Genomic DNA, 15,658 nt, shown 5'->3' with positions numbered 1-15,658 from the left:
ACTCACACACAGTTCTTTCCGAATGATTCACCAACGGCATTTGTGCAAACTGCTCATATAAATAATAAAGGAGGCGTAGTACGCCTCCTTTTTATGTGGTTACTTTTGATCCGAAGAGGAATCCTGATTGAATCGTTGTGAAATTTTTTTCTCTGTCTTCTTACGCCGAACCCAGCGCTTGAATATACTTTCTTCTTTTCTTCCCTGCAGTGTTTCCTTCATGCCTTGGATCATAAATTCGGATCTTCGTCTGTCATCCCGACTAATCTCGCGTAGTTCCTTAATAAATTTGTCGTCCATATCTGCCTCTCGCTCATTAAGTATATCTCTATTATACCGAACGTACGTTCTTTTATCAAGTTTTACCATAATCGAATTTTTGGGGACGATTTTAGTGAGAAAGAGCACAGGATTCAGCCCTTTCCATATGTGAAAATGGAATAGAACGTTCAGTATATCTGTATAACAATGTCTGGAGGGTGAGGGATGAGGACTAGTGATGATGGAATAAAGCGTGAATGTGTACCTGAAAGATCGTGGGCGCTCATTATGATGCAGGGGTTACTGGGCATTGGTGCGATGGTTGGAGGGGGAGCACTCATTATCGATCCTTCGGGAAATCTCGTCCATATGCCGGATTCATTATTGGAGCATTCCCCTTTTGGCAGTTTTCTGATCCCGGGAATTATACTATTGTTGGTTCTTGGTGTTATGCCGATGATCATTGCCATTTTACTCCTTCGTCGCACTCACTGGGAAATAGGTGAGAAACTGAATCTCTACTCGAATCAATACTGGGGATGGACGTTCTCGTTATATACAGGATTTGCTCTGATCATCTGGATTATGGTGCAGGTATACTGGATCCAGCATATATCTGTTATCCATCTGGTCTATTTTGCCTGGGGAGTGGGAATCCAGATCGTCACTCTGCTTCCTGAAGTACAGCGAAGGTATCATGCAGACTGCTCATCATAATATATTCTTTCTATAAAGTAATAAGACTGTCATCCGGATCTTGGAGTGATCCGGGTGACAGCCGTTTATCTTAATTGTTACTTGGAAGCCTGGTAGGCGTTCAAGAATTCTTTCACTTTTGCAGGATCGGACTTCAATTCATTCCCGGTCTGCACAAGTGGACTTACTGTAGAGTACGCCTTAAGTTTGTTGTTTTTGTAGAACTGCAAAATGTCATCCTGATTGATGGAGTAGAGCACGGATTTTCTCAGATCACTGCTCTTGGCAACTTCCCGATTGGCTGTGTTGAACAGCAGATAGGAAACCGCATTGCTCGGAATGCTCTGCAATTGCAACTTGCTGTCATTTTTGATGATGTCATACTTTGTTTCGGATACTCCGTAGTACAGGTGGATTTCACTGCTGCGAAGAGCAGACAACGCACTGTCGGCATCAGAGATGAATCGAACATTCACCTGAGAGATTTTGGGTGCATACTCAGAGCCTTTGCGGTATCCGGGATTCTGATAGAATACACCTTCGTAATCATTTTTATATGCCAAGATATATGGGCCGCTGGCATACAGGGTGTTGTTGTACGCAGCACCTTCAGTCACGGTATTCTGATCGCCGTAAGGAATGTCTTTATTCACGTCAAACGAAGCTACATCATACGTATTGATGCTTTCGACCTGTTTTTTGGACACAATGCCAGCAGATTGGTGAGCCAGATAGTTCAATACTTGCGGGAAAGGTTCCGTTGTTGTGAGTTTCACAACCTGATACTTTCCGGCAGCGTTATCGGCTTTGTTTTTGTCCGTAACCAGTTCCGTAATTTTGGTGCCAAGCCCCTGTTCCAATGCGTCTTTAACCGTACCACTGCCACTAGATTGCTGAACGGATTCCAAGGCGCCCAGATCGGTTACTAACTCGGCTTCCTTGATATGTTCGTGAAGGCTGTATGTCCGGTGATCTGGTACGGAATCTTTGTTTTTGGCGCGATCGAGAGAGAAGATGACGTCATCTGCACCGACACGTTCTCCCGTATCTACGGCTTTTTTATTATCAATCTTGGCAAAGTTGATATCGTCTCTGAGAATGAAGTAATACTCCGAGTTCCCCTCAGCAATGCTGAAATTGTGGGAGAGGGAACTCTCTGGTGTAAGTTGATCGTCATCTGTCAGGTTCACGAGACGTACATACATGTTGGTGTTCAGTTGGTTGATAGAACCGTCATTTCCTTTAATCGGGTCAAGGGAAGTCAGTACGGAAGCGGTTTGTGTCAGAATTAATGGTTCTTTTGTATTTTTGGAGCTGTCTTTAAATTCAATCGGTTCCCATGCCATGGCGCGGGATTTGGACAAGCGAACGGTGTCTACATTGAGAATGTCTTTGTTCACAGCCTGACTTTTCAGGGAAATGTACAGCGGAGCGATATAGGCTTGATCGGTTACCAAGCGGTCCTCCAATTGTTTATACGTATCCTTGTATTCGTCCGGAGTCTGGGTAGCAGACTGGTCAATAAGTTTATCGATTTCTTCATCAGCCAGAATGCTGTAATCTCCGCCTGTTTTGAAGAGTGAACGAACTGCGTAATCCGGATTCCCGGTTACCGTTGTCCAACTGGACAGCGCAATGTCATAATTGCCAGCATCCTGCTGGGATTTGTAGCTGCCGTAATCCGGCTGCAGGTTCAGCTTAACATTGAAGCCATTCTTGGTAAGCTGGTCGCGGATAATGTTCACGTCATTTTCGGAGGAGCTCTGAGCCAGTAATTCGATGTCCACCGGTTTTTGGTTTTGCGTGTTTTCTGTTGTATCTGACGGTGCGGATTCTGATTGGGATTCCGTCTTGGTCTTCACACTGCAACCGGAGACCACAAGGACAAAAGTTAATAGTAGTGCTATCAGCATACGTTTTTTCATGAAAATACCTCCAGATAAGTTCATAATCAATGGAATTCAATTTGAGTTGAATATTGTAGAAGTGGTTAAGCCTTTTCCAGCTTCGGATCAAGCGCGTCGCGCAGTCCGTCACCAAGAAAGTTGAACGAGAGCACGAGCAGAATGATCGCAAGACCTGGATAGATGGCCAGATACGAATGGGTTTCCAGATACGTGCTGCCCAGCTTGAGAATGTTGCCCCACTCGGGAATATGCGGCTCCACGCCGAGTCCCAGATAACTCAGACTGCTGGTGGCAATGAGCGCTCCGCCGATCGTAAGTGTAGACTTGATAATCATGGGTGCGAGCGAGTTCGGAATAATATGTTTGAAAATAATCGAGCGATTGTTGTAACCCAGTGCACGTGCAGCTTCAACAAATTCAAACGTAGATACATAGAGCACACTAGCCCTCATGGTTCGTGCATAAGTTGGGATTGAGCCCAAGCTGAGTGCGAGAATAAGATTGACCGTATTGGCCCCGAACGCCGCAATGATGGCGATAGCGAGCAGAATACCCGGAATGGCATAGAGAATATCCAGCAGTCGCATGATGATATTGTCCGTGTGTCTTCCATAGAATCCCGAGAAGGCTCCGAGAATACCGCCTATCAGTACCGGAATCAGGGTTGACATGAATCCTACGATCAACGATATACGGGCACCGAATACAATCCGGGAAAATAAACATCGTCCAAAGTCATCTGTTCCCAAGGGATAGGCGAACGATGGAGACTGAAGCAAGGCAGAGTAGTTATTTTCTACAGCCATGCTGTAATCAAAAGTAAAGAAGCTGCAAATCGATATTGAGAACAGGAAAATGATAAAAAACAAACCGGACATTGCCGTGACATTCGGAGCAAGACGCTCCCACAGATCATTCCAGAAGTTGGATTTTTGTTTACCCTGTCTGCGGATTCGTCCAATGATGGAGATACCCAGCAGCAGTGCGAATACATTCCCTGTGACCGAAGTCAGAATCAGGATCACGCTCACGCCCAGCATCCAGCGTGGGATGATCGAGGCTGACGTATATCGGGATACGATAAACAGCACCACCAAATCAATGACAAGGACAAGTACGAGCACAGCCATGGCTGGCAAAAACGTATCCGCAACATACGGTTTAAACATATTGAGTGCCGAGACCCCAATAACGAACAGCTGGGTCAGCAGCATATACACCGCAAATGTATACTCAATGCTCTTTGTTTTCTTGATCAGATGAAAAGCGGCCGTCACGATAAAGATATTGCCTGAAATGATACCTAACAGTTGGACCCAGGCGAGTCTGCGAGTCAGCACAGAGATTGTCCCCTTCTGAATCAGGTCTCTCCGAATTCGGAGCGTCAGTACACTCTGGACCAGCGTGAAAAATAGGTAGATTCCGAGCGCAGTCAGCAGAAATGGTCTGAACTCCTGAAGGCTCCAGTCATAACTGTTGAACAACAGTAACACCGACAAGAGAAGGGAAGTGACCCAGGCGAAGCTCGCCTGACTGTACTCCTGTGAAGACTTAAGCCGAAAACGCATTTCTTGTGTAAGTGAACCCGATTTTGTCATAGTGCACCTGCTTTAATATTGTTTCATCTTGGAACGAACTCTGGGATCGACAAAAGCGTACAACAGATCTACCACAACATTGATGATGGAGATTGTAATCGCTGTGTATATGACCCCGCCCATAATGCTCGGAATATCAGGGATAAACTGTTTATCCACAATGTAGCTTCCAAGTCCGCTGATATTAAATACTTTCTCCGTTACAGCCGCCCCACCAAGCATGCCTCCGAATTGAAGACCTACAACGGTTACGATTGGAATTAGCGCATTGCGCACTGCATGTTTCAGCAGAACCTGTCGTTCGCTTAATCCTTTGGCACGAGCAGTCATCACGTAATCCTCATGAATAACTTCCAGTGTGGAAGACCGAGTCATACGGGCCACCGCAGCGGTTAATCCCGTTCCCAGAACAATCGTTGGCATAATAATAGATAGCCAGTTCTGTGGATTGAAGGTAGCCGGAAGCCACTGCAGTTTGATCGAAAAATTCAGGATGAAGATGAGTCCTTGCCAGAAATTCGGAATCGATAATCCAATTAATGCAATAAACATGAATGTGTAATCAAACAGTGAATTGGGCTTGATCGCCGAGATGATGCCGATTGGCAATGCGATGACAAGGGCAAGCAGCAAGGAGATAACGGCCAGTGTTAACGTGATTGGAAACTTTCTGGCGATCGTAGCCGTGACATCTTCATTCCCTGAAAAAGACTTACCGAGATCAAATAGCGCTATGCCCTTGATATTGTTCCAGAGCTGGACAAGATAGGGCTGATCCAGGCCATAGACATGGTTAAAAGCTGCGATCTGTTCCTGTGTCGCTGTCTCTCCGAGGATGTTGGCCGCCGGATTGAATGGGGACAGGTACAAGATGGTGAATACAAGTGTAGCTACGCCCAGAATGACGAATACCGTCATCAGAATTCTTTCGAATATGTACTTTAGATAAGGATTGCCATACAAAAACATCATGGCGTACATCAGACAGCCCGGAATAACTGATATCGCAAGGAACCAAGGTTTATCAATCATCGATTGGAATGTATCAGCCATCGTCAGTCGCTGTTTTCCCTGTTCCTGAAGCTTGCTGAACGTTCGTTCCTTTAACTCCTTCTGAACGGATTCCTCCAGCCACTCCTCGGTCTGACGCTTAAACTCTGCCTCACTAACTTGCTGCCGAAAGAAACGGTGTTTACGCCTCAACTGTTCTTCAACGTCCGTCCTAAGTTTATCCCGATAAGAAGTGGAGAGCATATCGCGTTCAACAGCTTGTTGAACCACGGCCCAGCCATCCCTTTTTCGTCTAGATTGCCAGATCAGAAGTACAACCAAATTAACGGGCAGTCCGAGAATAAATAGAACATATCGATAGGAGGGATGAAGCAGCATTTTGCCATAATTAAATCCCAGGGTGTAAACAAGCTGTGACATTTTGCTGCCTTTTGCAAGATTCAAACCATGCGAGCCTCCTTTCATCTCATTTTAAATTGCATTATTCCGATTGATATAGTATATATTATTTAGAGTCTATTTAATTGTCAAGGTATGGAAGAGTATACATATGAGCACATGTGAAAATATGGATGAGGGCTGGTGATCACATGCAACCTTTGTTGAAAGTAAATGAGTTGTCCGTTTCTTTTCATTCCGGAGAGAATGAATTTCAGGCGGTGAAAGAAGTCAGTTTTGAAGTGCGGAAAGGCGAAACGCTTGGCATTGTAGGGGAATCCGGCAGTGGGAAGAGTGTGACGGCACGTTCCATTATGCGGCTGCTTGCCTCTCCTCCTTCGCAGATGAAAAAGGGTGAGATCCTGTTTAAAGGGGTAGATCTGGTCCATAAAACGCAAAAAGAGATGGAGAGTATCCGTGGCCGTGACATCGGCATGATCTTTCAGGATCCTATGAGCTCTCTTAATCCGACCGTGAAAATCGGAAAACAGATCACCGAAAGTCTGATTAAACATCAGAAGCTTTCCAGAGGGGAAGCGAAGAAGCAGGCGATTGCCATGCTGGAGCTCGTTGGTATTACCCGGAGTGAAATACGTTTCAATCAGTACCCACATGAATTCTCTGGAGGTATGCGTCAGCGGGTGATGATCGCTATTGCTCTTGCTTGCCGTCCTGAATTGCTGATTGCGGATGAACCTACAACTGCGCTTGATGTTACTATTCAGGCCCAAATCCTTAATTTGATGAAAGATATGCAGGCACAGTTGGGCACTTCCATTATTCTGATTACCCATGATCTCGGAGTAGTGGCAGGCATGTGTGATCGGGTTGTAGTCATGAAAGACGGGCAGATTGTGGAATCCGGCACAACCACAGAGATTTTTGCGAATCCGAAACATCCATACACAGCAAGACTGTTGAATGCATTACCTCGACTGGATGAGAAGAAAAAGCCGAAACTCGTCTCGTTGGTGCCACGCGATCTGGAAGATGATCAGCCTTTACTGGAAGTGAAGTCCCTCAAACAACATTTTAATTTGGGTAAAGGCAACACTTTAAAAGCTGTGAACGATATCAGTTTCGAGATTCGCCAAGGGGAGACGCTTGGGGTCGTAGGCGAATCGGGCAGCGGGAAATCGACTACAGGCAGAGCCATTCTACGACTGCATGAACCTACAGGTGGGGATGTGCTGTTTAAGGGAGTGCCGCTCAACCGCCTCTCTGCCTCAGAGATGAAAACGATGAGGAGACATATGCAAATTATTTTCCAGGATCCGTATGCCTCGCTTAATCCGAAATTTAGAATTATGGACATTATTGGGGAAGCCTTGGATATTCACCATCTTGCCGGCAGCCCCGCTGAGCGGGAAAAACGTGTGGAGGAATTGCTGGAGATGGTGGGTCTCGATCCGGCTCATGCCCAGCGATACCCTCATGAATTTTCGGGTGGTCAACGGCAGCGGATCGGAATCGCTCGTGCGCTGGCCGTGGAACCTGAATTTATTGTATGTGACGAGCCTTTGTCTGCGTTGGATGTGTCCATTCAGGCTCAGATCGTACAGCTGCTTGAAGAATTGCAGCAGCGACTCGGTCTGACATACCTGTTCATTGCACATGATTTGTCCATGGTTAAACATATCAGTGATCGTGTAGCTGTCATGTATAATGGGAAGATTGTGGAGTTAGCAGAAAGTGAAGAACTATATTCGAACCCTCAGCATGCGTACACAAAGGCCTTGTTATCGGCTATTCCGGTTCCGGACCCGGCTGTGGAAGCGAAGAAAAAACGTCATGCTGTAAACGAAGCCCCAAGAGAGACGGTAGAAGTGGAAGATCGCTATAATCTGGAACAGTCCCGATGGGTGGAAGTAAAAGAGGGACATTGGGTGGCCATTTCCGGATAAGGTGAAACATTCATTTTTACTCGAAAAAGAACCCCGGCAATGATCTGTAGAAGGTCATTGCGCGGGGTTCTATTCATGCATAGCAAGCACTGTGACAGTGAGTGTATTATTTGAACTGCACGGATTTCTTAATGTTATCGATCTCGGCCTTTGTAGTATCATCCAAATAGGTGAAGATGAAGTTGAATGCATAACCTTCAATAATGGTGCTGTAGTAATCTTGCGTAATGGTTGATCCATTGCCCGCATCCATCGTAATTTGCATCAGATCCATCTCTTTGCCACCGATGGTTTCGGTTGTGAATTCCTTGTATTCATAAGGGAACTGGCTGTCCTCCATGAATTTCTTCGTTGCTTTCAGATAATCTTTACCGGTACGAATTCCTTGCAGCAGGCTTACTTTTTCAGCAATCGCCATGGCGGAAGGGCCAACTTGACTTCCGTCCAATGGATATTGTGAAGCCATCAACAGGTTCAGTGTTTTGGCCTGAGATAGTTCAATTTGTTTTTTCTTCGTTTCATCATCTCCAGCAATAACTTCGGAGGAAGCGTTAGTCAGCTCGTTCATGCCTGCGGCATCCTGGAACTCCCAAGCTTCGGGGAATTTCAACGAAACTCCGAAATAGTCATTGTTGTAAGAGCCTTTTTCCGTAGTTCCCAATTCAACGTCTTTGGAGTTATCTGTTTCCTTGGACTCGGAAGTGGATGCTTCGGAGCTCTCCGTGTTCTCCGTATCTTCTGTCTTGGCTGTGTCTGTATCTGTGCCGGCAGTGGTTTCTGTTGCAGTGGATTCCTTCGATTTAGCGTTGTTATCCGCTTTGTCGCCGCAGGCTGCAGCAACCAACAGAATCATAATTAACATGGCAAACAATGAAGCTTTTTTTGGATTAGACATATTACCCTCCTGAAAATGTGTGTGTGTTCTTGTTCTCTCTCTAATTCATGTGTACCTAAAATCTTAGCACAGATGTTCGTGTTGACCACCTATAGGAATCTATAGGTGTACCTTTATAGATAAGACAGACGGCTGGCAATTGAAACAGCTTCCGTGCTGGATTGTACACCTAATTTGTTAAAAATCATTTTTTTATGGTGATTTACGGTGCATTCCTTTATTTTCAATTTCAAAGCAATGGCTTTAACCGTCAGTCCGTTAGAGATCATTTTCAGAATGGTTAACTGTCGCTTGGTGAATTCAATCGATGGCTGCTCTGTTACCGACGAGGCAAGGTTAGATTGATACCGATTTTGCATATGGGCCGGGATCAGCTTGGCGATTGCAATCAGCTCACTCTGGATGTCTGCATTAATGGTGGAGACGTCCAGGTAGCCAACATGTTGAAGACCGACCGACAAAGGTGCAGCGTAGCAATGCCAGTTCTGAAAAAGTGGATTCTCATGCTGCTCAGGGGACAGCTGAACAGGCCCATGTTTATCCATTGATTCGGATATGGCATTGACGCCACAGCTTCTAGCTGTAAAGATCATACCCGGGCGGATGGGTGACTGTTTCACCACCTGTTCCAAATCAGGGCTATAATCCATGGCAAGCAGAACTCCATGCCCGTCGGTGAGCAGAAAGAGATACGTGCTGGATAGGTTTTCTTTGATATCCGAGAGACTCTGCTGGAAGGCGTTAATCAGAAAATGATTGATTTTGCGAATCCTGTCCAGATTGGTTTTAGTTAAATATTGAATATGTGCCATACCGGGAGTAAAATTTTCGCTCTCGGACCAGCTCTTCCGTAAGGAAGATGTTCTTGACATATGGTTACCTCCTTGTGATCAACCGATGGTTTCGATCACATGACCATCCTGATCGGTAATTTCAGTGCGGGCAATTCGAAAGAGAACGCCGGGCAGTGAAGCAATTTCAAATGTTTGCTCGACTGGGCGAAGGTTTGCAACTAACTCCGATACGGTTTGTTCATGCACAATTACCTTAATCTGGTTGCCATCCTCAGAAAATGAAGGTGTCCCCCCGGCTTCGAACGTAATGTTCACTCCTGATCCGATTAGGGACAGTGGAGCGCCTTTTGAAAAGCGGCTACGTAGTATTTTTCCGATAATTTGGGCTTGTTTTGCTCCGATCTGGAGTTCAGCGGGTACACTTTTTTGCAGTATTCTCTTGCGTGGAGATGTCCAGGCCAGTTGTTGTATGAATAAAAATGCTGTACTGGAACCTTCCTCTTCAATCCCGCGCTCAACAGCCTGTATCACTGAGGGGATATCCAAATATGAATTTCTCATGAGATCCGTAACGTATTTTGGCATGAATTCAACAAAGGCTGCTAACAATCCGCGGGTGTTCCATGTTTGCATCGTTTCGAGTTCCAGACCGGTGATTCCCACCATCTGAATGAATTTCACCGTTCCATTGGGTGTGGAGATCTCTGTCAGATCAGGATCTTCAATAAAAGAAAGTGCGGTTAGTAATGTATCTGAGCCGAGACAAATGGGGCCATTTGCATCCATGTAATCTCCTGCATGAAATACGTTCCCGCTAGTAAAAACATATCGTCCAACGTTCTGTAATAGATTCAGAGCCCAAGACGGGGGTGTGGACTCACCCTCGCTCCGGGTAAGCCGAAACGTCATTTCAAATCCATAACCGCTATGCTCGAGATCTTCCGATTCCTTCTCATACAGTTCTGAAAAACCATAGGTAATGAAATGCCAGTGAGGTATGGGGGCATCCACTTTGTATACGCTAATTCCATTTAGCGGATCAGGTCCACCGAGCATATAAGGAATGGCTGTACCATAGTGAAGTGGTTCCTGATCTCCATATAACTTACCAACTGCTATATCAATGGCATCCCAACCGGATGTGTTTGCTTCTTCAGTCATTGTTGTGTTCCTCCTTGGCTATCCATTTTCCCGAAAAACATTTAAAATTAAGTCTACCTTTTTCAAAATCGGTTTCAAGCGGCTTAAGGATGAATTGCTTATCGTAGGACTTGGGGGTTACGATGTCTATTTCAGGGAGGGAATTTACATGAGTATGAAAGAGTTATATCTGGCGGAATTTAATCAAGGCAGTTGGGACTCATTTGTGCAACTCTTTGAAAAATCATATTTACATGTGGACCCAAAATGGGCTGAATGTGCAGAGCAGCGAGAGATTCCGGCAGATATTAGCAAGGTTATATTATGTGAAATGGGTGAATATGCGCTAAGATGGATAGACATGAAAGTTCCTGCATTGGGCGACGAAAGTCCTGCCAGCTACCTCGAATACGGGGATACAAATGCCCTAAGAGCAGCGATTATGCGAATGCCTCGATAACGTCCAAAGGTGGTCAGCGAGTGCATAAAGAGGAAAGTTGATTTTGCAAAATAGATATGTTACGCTTACATTACAAGAGAAAAACAACCGAATACACAATAACATCTTTTGATGGATTGTAACTGTGCAGACAGGCAAAACCTAAACTGATGGTGAAATGAAGGCTCTTTTTTTGCGAGCTATTTTACCTTGAGTTTAGGTTTTTCTTGTTTTTTGGCGTGAAATACAGCCGCTGTATTCGGGAAAAACCCAAATAAAATTCGAAAAGAGGTTGTTCGTTATGACCACGGCAAAAAAAGGATTCCCCGAAAACTTCCTGTGGGGAGGCGCTACAGCTGCCAACCAATTAGAAGGTGCATTCGATAAGGACGGCAAAGGTCTCTCTACTGCGGATATGATTGCGCATGTTCCCAAAGAGAAGCGTACAGGCGGACATGCCATGGAAATCTCCTCTACACGAATTGAAGAGATTCTTTCCGGCAAAATTGAAGAACGTTTCCCTAAACGTTTTGGTATTGATTTCTATCATCACTATAAAGAAGATATCGCATTATTTGCTGAAATGGGCTTCAAAGTGTTCCGTTTGTCCATTCACTGGGCACGTATTTTCCCGAATGGTTACGATCAAGAGCCGAACGAAGCTGGCTTGAAATTCTATGACGATGTCTTCGACGAACTGTTGAAATACGGCATTGAACCGTTGGTAACCTTGTCTCACTATGAAACTCCGCTGGGTCTGACACAGAAATACAATGGTTGGGCAGGCCGTGAAGTGATTGGGCACTATGTGAGATATGCAGAGACTGTGTTCAACCGTTATAAAAATAAAGTGAAATACTGGTTGACGTTTAATGAAATCAACGTGATGTTGTTTAGCCCATACACAGGCGGCGGTATCCTGATTGATAAAGTGGACAACCAACTGCAAACGACATATCAAGCGCTGCATCACCAATTTGTAGCAAGTGCACTGGTAACCAAGCTTGCACATGAGATTATTCCTGGTTCCCAAGTGGGCTGTATGCTCGCTCGTATGGAGACGTACCCTGCGACCTGTAACCCGGTTGATGTTCGTCTGGCGCAACATGAGAATCAGATTAACCTCTTCTTTACGGATATGCATGCTCGTGGTCAATACCCGAACTACATGGCTCGTTATTTTGAAGAAAACAACATTGTGATTCAGAAAGAAGCAGGCGATGACGAAATCTTGCTCAACAATACCGTTGATTTCATTTCCTTCAGTTACTACATGTCCGTAACCAAATCTGCATCCGCAGACAAAGAAGAAACAACAGGTAACCTGACTGGCGGTGTGAAAAACCCTTATCTGGAAGCTTCCGACTGGGGCTGGGAGATCGACCCGATCGGTCTGCGCGTAACGTTGAATAACTTCTGGGATCGCTACCAGAAACCATTGTTCATCGTAGAAAATGGTCTGGGTGCATATGACCGTGTTGAAGAAGACGGTTCAATCCATGACTCCTATCGTGTGGACTATCTGAAGAAACACATCGAACAAATGAAAGAAGCGATCAAAGACGGTGTGGATCTGATTGGATTTACAGCATGGGGGCCGATTGACCTCGTGAGTATGTCCACATCTGAAATGTCCAAACGTTATGGTTTCATCTACGTGGATTTGGACGATGAAGGTAATGGAACACTCAAACGTTCGAAGAAAGATTCGTTTGACTGGTACAAGAACGTAATTGCCAGCAATGGTGAGCAACTATAATTTGGTCTGACTCCTTTATCTTAAACCCGGATCGCTGTAGTAATTAGGCTATTCGAGGATTGTTACCGCATAAAGCGGGCAAAACCCAGCATAAAGCAGGCCATCGGTGATTATCTGATCTGAAGCCCTTTAGTTGGCGTGTTGTCCGCTTATTGATGTGGAACTGATCGAAACAAGTGCTTACGGGCATAGGGTCAACCGTTTTAACAAAGAATGAAGATAACGTAACCAGAGAGGAATGACAGATATGACAACACCATTTCCGAAGGATTTTCTATGGGGCGGCGCAGTCGCAGCCAATCAGCTCGAAGGAGCCTACAATACAGATGGCAAAGGCCTGTCTGTTCAGGATGTAATGCCGCATGGGATTACGACGCCAAGAACGGAAGGACCGACAGAGGATAACCTGAAATTGAGCGGTATTGATTTCTACAACCGTTACAAAGAGGACGTTAAATTGTTTGCTGAAATGGGCTTCAAAGTATTCCGCACATCCATTGCCTGGTCCCGTATTTTCCCTAAAGGCGATGAATTGGAGCCAAACGAAAAAGGTCTGCAGTTCTATGATGACCTGTTTGACGAGTGCCACAAATACGGGATTGAACCCCTCGTAACGATTTCTCATTATGAGACACCGCTGCATTTGTCCAAAACGTATGACGGCTGGGTTAACCGTAAAATGATTGATTTCTACGAGCGTTATGTAACCGTCCTGTTTAACCGTTTCAAAGGAAAAGTGAAATACTGGCTGACGTTCAATGAAATTAACTCCATTCTAGAAGAACCATTCATGAGTGGCGGTATTTTCACACCAAAAGCGGAACTGTCCAAACAGGATTTGTACCAAGCAATCCACCATGAGCTGGTGGCAAGTGCACTAGCGGTTAAACTGGGTCATGAGATTATGCCTGAAGCCAAAATTGGCTGTATGGTACTCAGTATGCCAACCTATCCATTGACACCAAATCCGGATGATGTGGTAGCTGCAATGCATGCAGAACAGCGGAATGACATCTTTGCCGATATTCATGCACGTGGCTATTATCCGAAATACATCAATCGTTACTTCAAAGAGAATAATATCAACATCAAGTTTGAAGATGGCGATGCTGAAATTCTGAAACATACGGTGGACTTCATCTCGTTCAGTTACTATGTAAGTATTTGTGAGACAGGTGACCCACAGAAGCGTGTTGAAGGCAAAGGAAATCTGTTTGCAGGTGTACAGAACCCTTACCTCAAAGCAAGTGAATGGGGCTGGCAAATTGACCCGCAAGGCTTGCGCGTAACGCTCAATAAATACTGGGATCGTTATCAAAAACCGCTGTTTATTGTCGAAAATGGTTTGGGTGCAGTCGATGAGCTGATCACAGACGAAAATGGCAATAAAACAGTGAATGATGATTACCGGATTCAATACCTGAATGATCACTTGGTGCAAGTGGGTGAAGCGATTGAAGACGGCGTTGAAGTCATGGGTTATACCTCATGGGGCTGCATCGATCTGGTGAGTGCATCCACAGCAGAAATGAAGAAACGCTATGGCTTCATCTATGTGGACCGTAACAATGATGGATCAGGTACCCTGGATCGTTACAAGAAAAAATCATTCCATTGGTACAAAGAAGTTATTGATACAAACGGCGCAAGTCTAAAATCCGAAAACCATTAATTTCTAGTTCCAAAGACATATGTGGGCAGCATCTTCTTGTGTCATATTCAAGCACATTAACCGCTTTCACAAAAACATTGTCAGATGGATAATTATATGGTAAGATGGGCCTAAGGCTAATGAATACTGGATTGTTACTGTTCAATCAGGCAAAACCAGAAGCGGGGCATGTGTATCATGACCAGCTTTGGTTTTGCCTTTTACTACTTTGACGGTGCAAGGTGATGTGAAGAAATGAAAATTGAGAAGGTGCTGAACAACAATGTAGTTACTGTGATTGATCCAGGAGGAAACGAACTGGTCGTCATGGGACGGGGCATAGCCTTCAAAAAGCATACTGGTGAAACGATAGACGACAGTCTGGTCGAAAAAATATTCTCATTGGAAAGCAAGGAAGTATCGCAGAAACTGAAAACGCTTCTGTCTGATATTCCAGTTGAATATGTTGAATGCTCGGATGAGATTATTCGTTACGCCGAGACCGTGTTGGGTGAGAAGCTTCATGAAAGCATCTACATTTCACTTACGGATCATATTCATTTTGCCATTGACCGGCATCGTCAAGGCTTGCAGATTCGTAATGCATTATTCTGGGAGATCAAGCGCATGTACCGCAAGGAATATGCCATTGGGCTCAAGGCACTTCAGATTATTGAAGAAACATTGGGTGTCCTGCTTCCTGAAGACGAATGCGCATTCATCGCAATGCATCTAGTCAATGCCCAGATGAACGGTGAGATGAGAGAAACCATCAGCATTACGAATATCGTAAAAGATATACTCAACATTGTACGACGCAGCTTTGTCATTGAGCTGGATGAGGATTCGCTGAGTTATTATCGATTCCTGACACATTTGAAGTTCTTTGCTCAGCGCGTACTACACGGTACAGCGATTGAAGATAAGGAAGCAGATAATCCGCTTCATGACCTGGTGAGCAAACAATATCCTGAGGCACATGCTTGTGCCTGTAAGATTAACGACTATACTCGCAAGATCTATAGCCGGGTCTTATCCAAGGAAGAAATCCTATATCTGACCATTCATATTGAACGAGTTGTCAGAACTGAACAAACAATTGAATAATTGGGATTGTTACTGCAAAAAAGGCAAAACCTAAACGTTGAATAATGATAAGCTGAAA

At 44.8% G+C, this 15,658-nt stretch carries 13 protein-coding genes; 6 read left to right on the top strand and 7 right to left on the bottom strand.

The genetic code is table 11. The features are described 5' to 3' along the window. Positions 1-99: 99 nt before the first annotated feature. Positions 100-300, bottom strand: coding sequence for a hypothetical protein (locus BUA17_RS19085; protein ID WP_072734796.1), 201 nt, complete (start codon positions 298-300; stop codon positions 100-102). A 186-nt stretch (positions 301-486) separates the two neighbouring features. Here BUA17_RS19085 and BUA17_RS19080 point away from each other — a divergent pair, with 186 nt between their 5' ends. Beyond that, a complete protein-coding gene (locus tag BUA17_RS19080) occupies positions 487-978 on the top strand; it encodes a hypothetical protein (protein WP_072734617.1) in 492 nt (163 codons plus the stop codon). Between the two features lie 77 nt (positions 979-1,055). Here BUA17_RS19080 and BUA17_RS19075 read toward each other — a convergent pair whose 3' ends face one another. From BUA17_RS19075 to BUA17_RS19065, 3 genes are all read right to left on the bottom strand, one after another. Continuing rightward, on the bottom strand, positions 1,056-2,882 hold the full coding sequence (locus BUA17_RS19075; protein ID WP_072734616.1) for an ABC transporter substrate-binding protein: 1,827 nt from the start codon (positions 2,880-2,882) through the stop codon (positions 1,056-1,058). A 65-nt stretch (positions 2,883-2,947) separates the two neighbouring features. Next, the gene (locus BUA17_RS19070; RefSeq protein WP_072734615.1) at positions 2,948-4,462 is read right to left on the bottom strand and encodes an ABC transporter permease; all 1,515 of its coding nucleotides are present in this window, start codon (positions 4,460-4,462) and stop codon (positions 2,948-2,950) included. 12 nt (positions 4,463-4,474) lie between these two features. Then, positions 4,475-5,917 carry an ABC transporter permease gene (locus BUA17_RS19065; protein WP_090953618.1) on the bottom strand — a complete coding sequence of 481 codons (1,443 nt, stop codon included), beginning with the start codon at positions 5,915-5,917 and terminating at the stop codon, positions 4,475-4,477. Between the two features lie 146 nt (positions 5,918-6,063). On the opposite strand from BUA17_RS19065, the gene BUA17_RS31895 reads away from it, so the two are divergent. Beyond that, positions 6,064-7,815: an ABC transporter ATP-binding protein gene (locus tag BUA17_RS31895; protein WP_072734614.1), complete on the top strand. Its 1,752-nt coding sequence runs from the start codon at positions 6,064-6,066 to the stop codon at positions 7,813-7,815. 106 nt (positions 7,816-7,921) lie between these two features. Here the strand turns inward: BUA17_RS31895 and BUA17_RS19055 are convergent, their stop codons facing one another. The 3 genes from BUA17_RS19055 to BUA17_RS19045 all read right to left on the bottom strand — a co-directional run bounded on the left by BUA17_RS19055 (position 7,922) and on the right by BUA17_RS19045 (position 10,665). Continuing rightward, on the bottom strand, positions 7,922-8,710 hold the full coding sequence (locus BUA17_RS19055) for a hypothetical protein (RefSeq protein ID WP_063565378.1): 789 nt from the start codon (positions 8,708-8,710) through the stop codon (positions 7,922-7,924). A 113-nt stretch (positions 8,711-8,823) separates the two neighbouring features. Next, on the bottom strand, positions 8,824-9,582 hold the full coding sequence (locus BUA17_RS19050) for a LuxR C-terminal-related transcriptional regulator (RefSeq protein WP_072734613.1): 759 nt from the start codon (positions 9,580-9,582) through the stop codon (positions 8,824-8,826). An 18-nt stretch (positions 9,583-9,600) separates the two neighbouring features. Continuing rightward, on the bottom strand, positions 9,601-10,665 hold the full coding sequence (locus BUA17_RS19045) for a suppressor of fused domain protein (RefSeq protein WP_072734612.1): 1,065 nt from the start codon (positions 10,663-10,665) through the stop codon (positions 9,601-9,603). A gap of 148 nt (positions 10,666-10,813) precedes the next feature. Here BUA17_RS19045 and BUA17_RS19040 point away from each other — a divergent pair, with 148 nt between their 5' ends. The 4 genes from BUA17_RS19040 to BUA17_RS19025 all read left to right on the top strand — a co-directional run bounded on the left by BUA17_RS19040 (position 10,814) and on the right by BUA17_RS19025 (position 15,600). Then, on the top strand, positions 10,814-11,104 hold the full coding sequence (locus BUA17_RS19040) for a hypothetical protein (protein ID WP_083584770.1): 291 nt from the start codon (positions 10,814-10,816) through the stop codon (positions 11,102-11,104). A 280-nt stretch (positions 11,105-11,384) separates the two neighbouring features. Beyond that, positions 11,385-12,842, top strand: a complete 1,458-nt coding sequence (locus BUA17_RS19035) for a glycoside hydrolase family 1 protein (RefSeq protein ID WP_062325655.1) — start codon at positions 11,385-11,387, stop codon at positions 12,840-12,842. Between the two features lie 247 nt (positions 12,843-13,089). Beyond that, positions 13,090-14,514, top strand: a complete 1,425-nt coding sequence (locus tag BUA17_RS19030; protein ID WP_072734611.1) for a glycoside hydrolase family 1 protein — start codon at positions 13,090-13,092, stop codon at positions 14,512-14,514. Between the two features lie 234 nt (positions 14,515-14,748). After that, the gene (locus BUA17_RS19025; RefSeq protein WP_053781440.1) at positions 14,749-15,600 is read left to right on the top strand and encodes a BglG family transcription antiterminator LicT; all 852 of its coding nucleotides are present in this window, start codon (positions 14,749-14,751) and stop codon (positions 15,598-15,600) included. Positions 15,601-15,658 lie beyond the last annotated feature (58 nt).

Source organism: Paenibacillus sp. ov031 (assembly GCF_900143165.1).
Classification (GTDB): Bacteria; Bacillota; Bacilli; order Paenibacillales; family Paenibacillaceae; genus Paenibacillus; species Paenibacillus marchantiae.
This window is presented reverse-complemented; position numbering and strand designations above follow the sequence as displayed.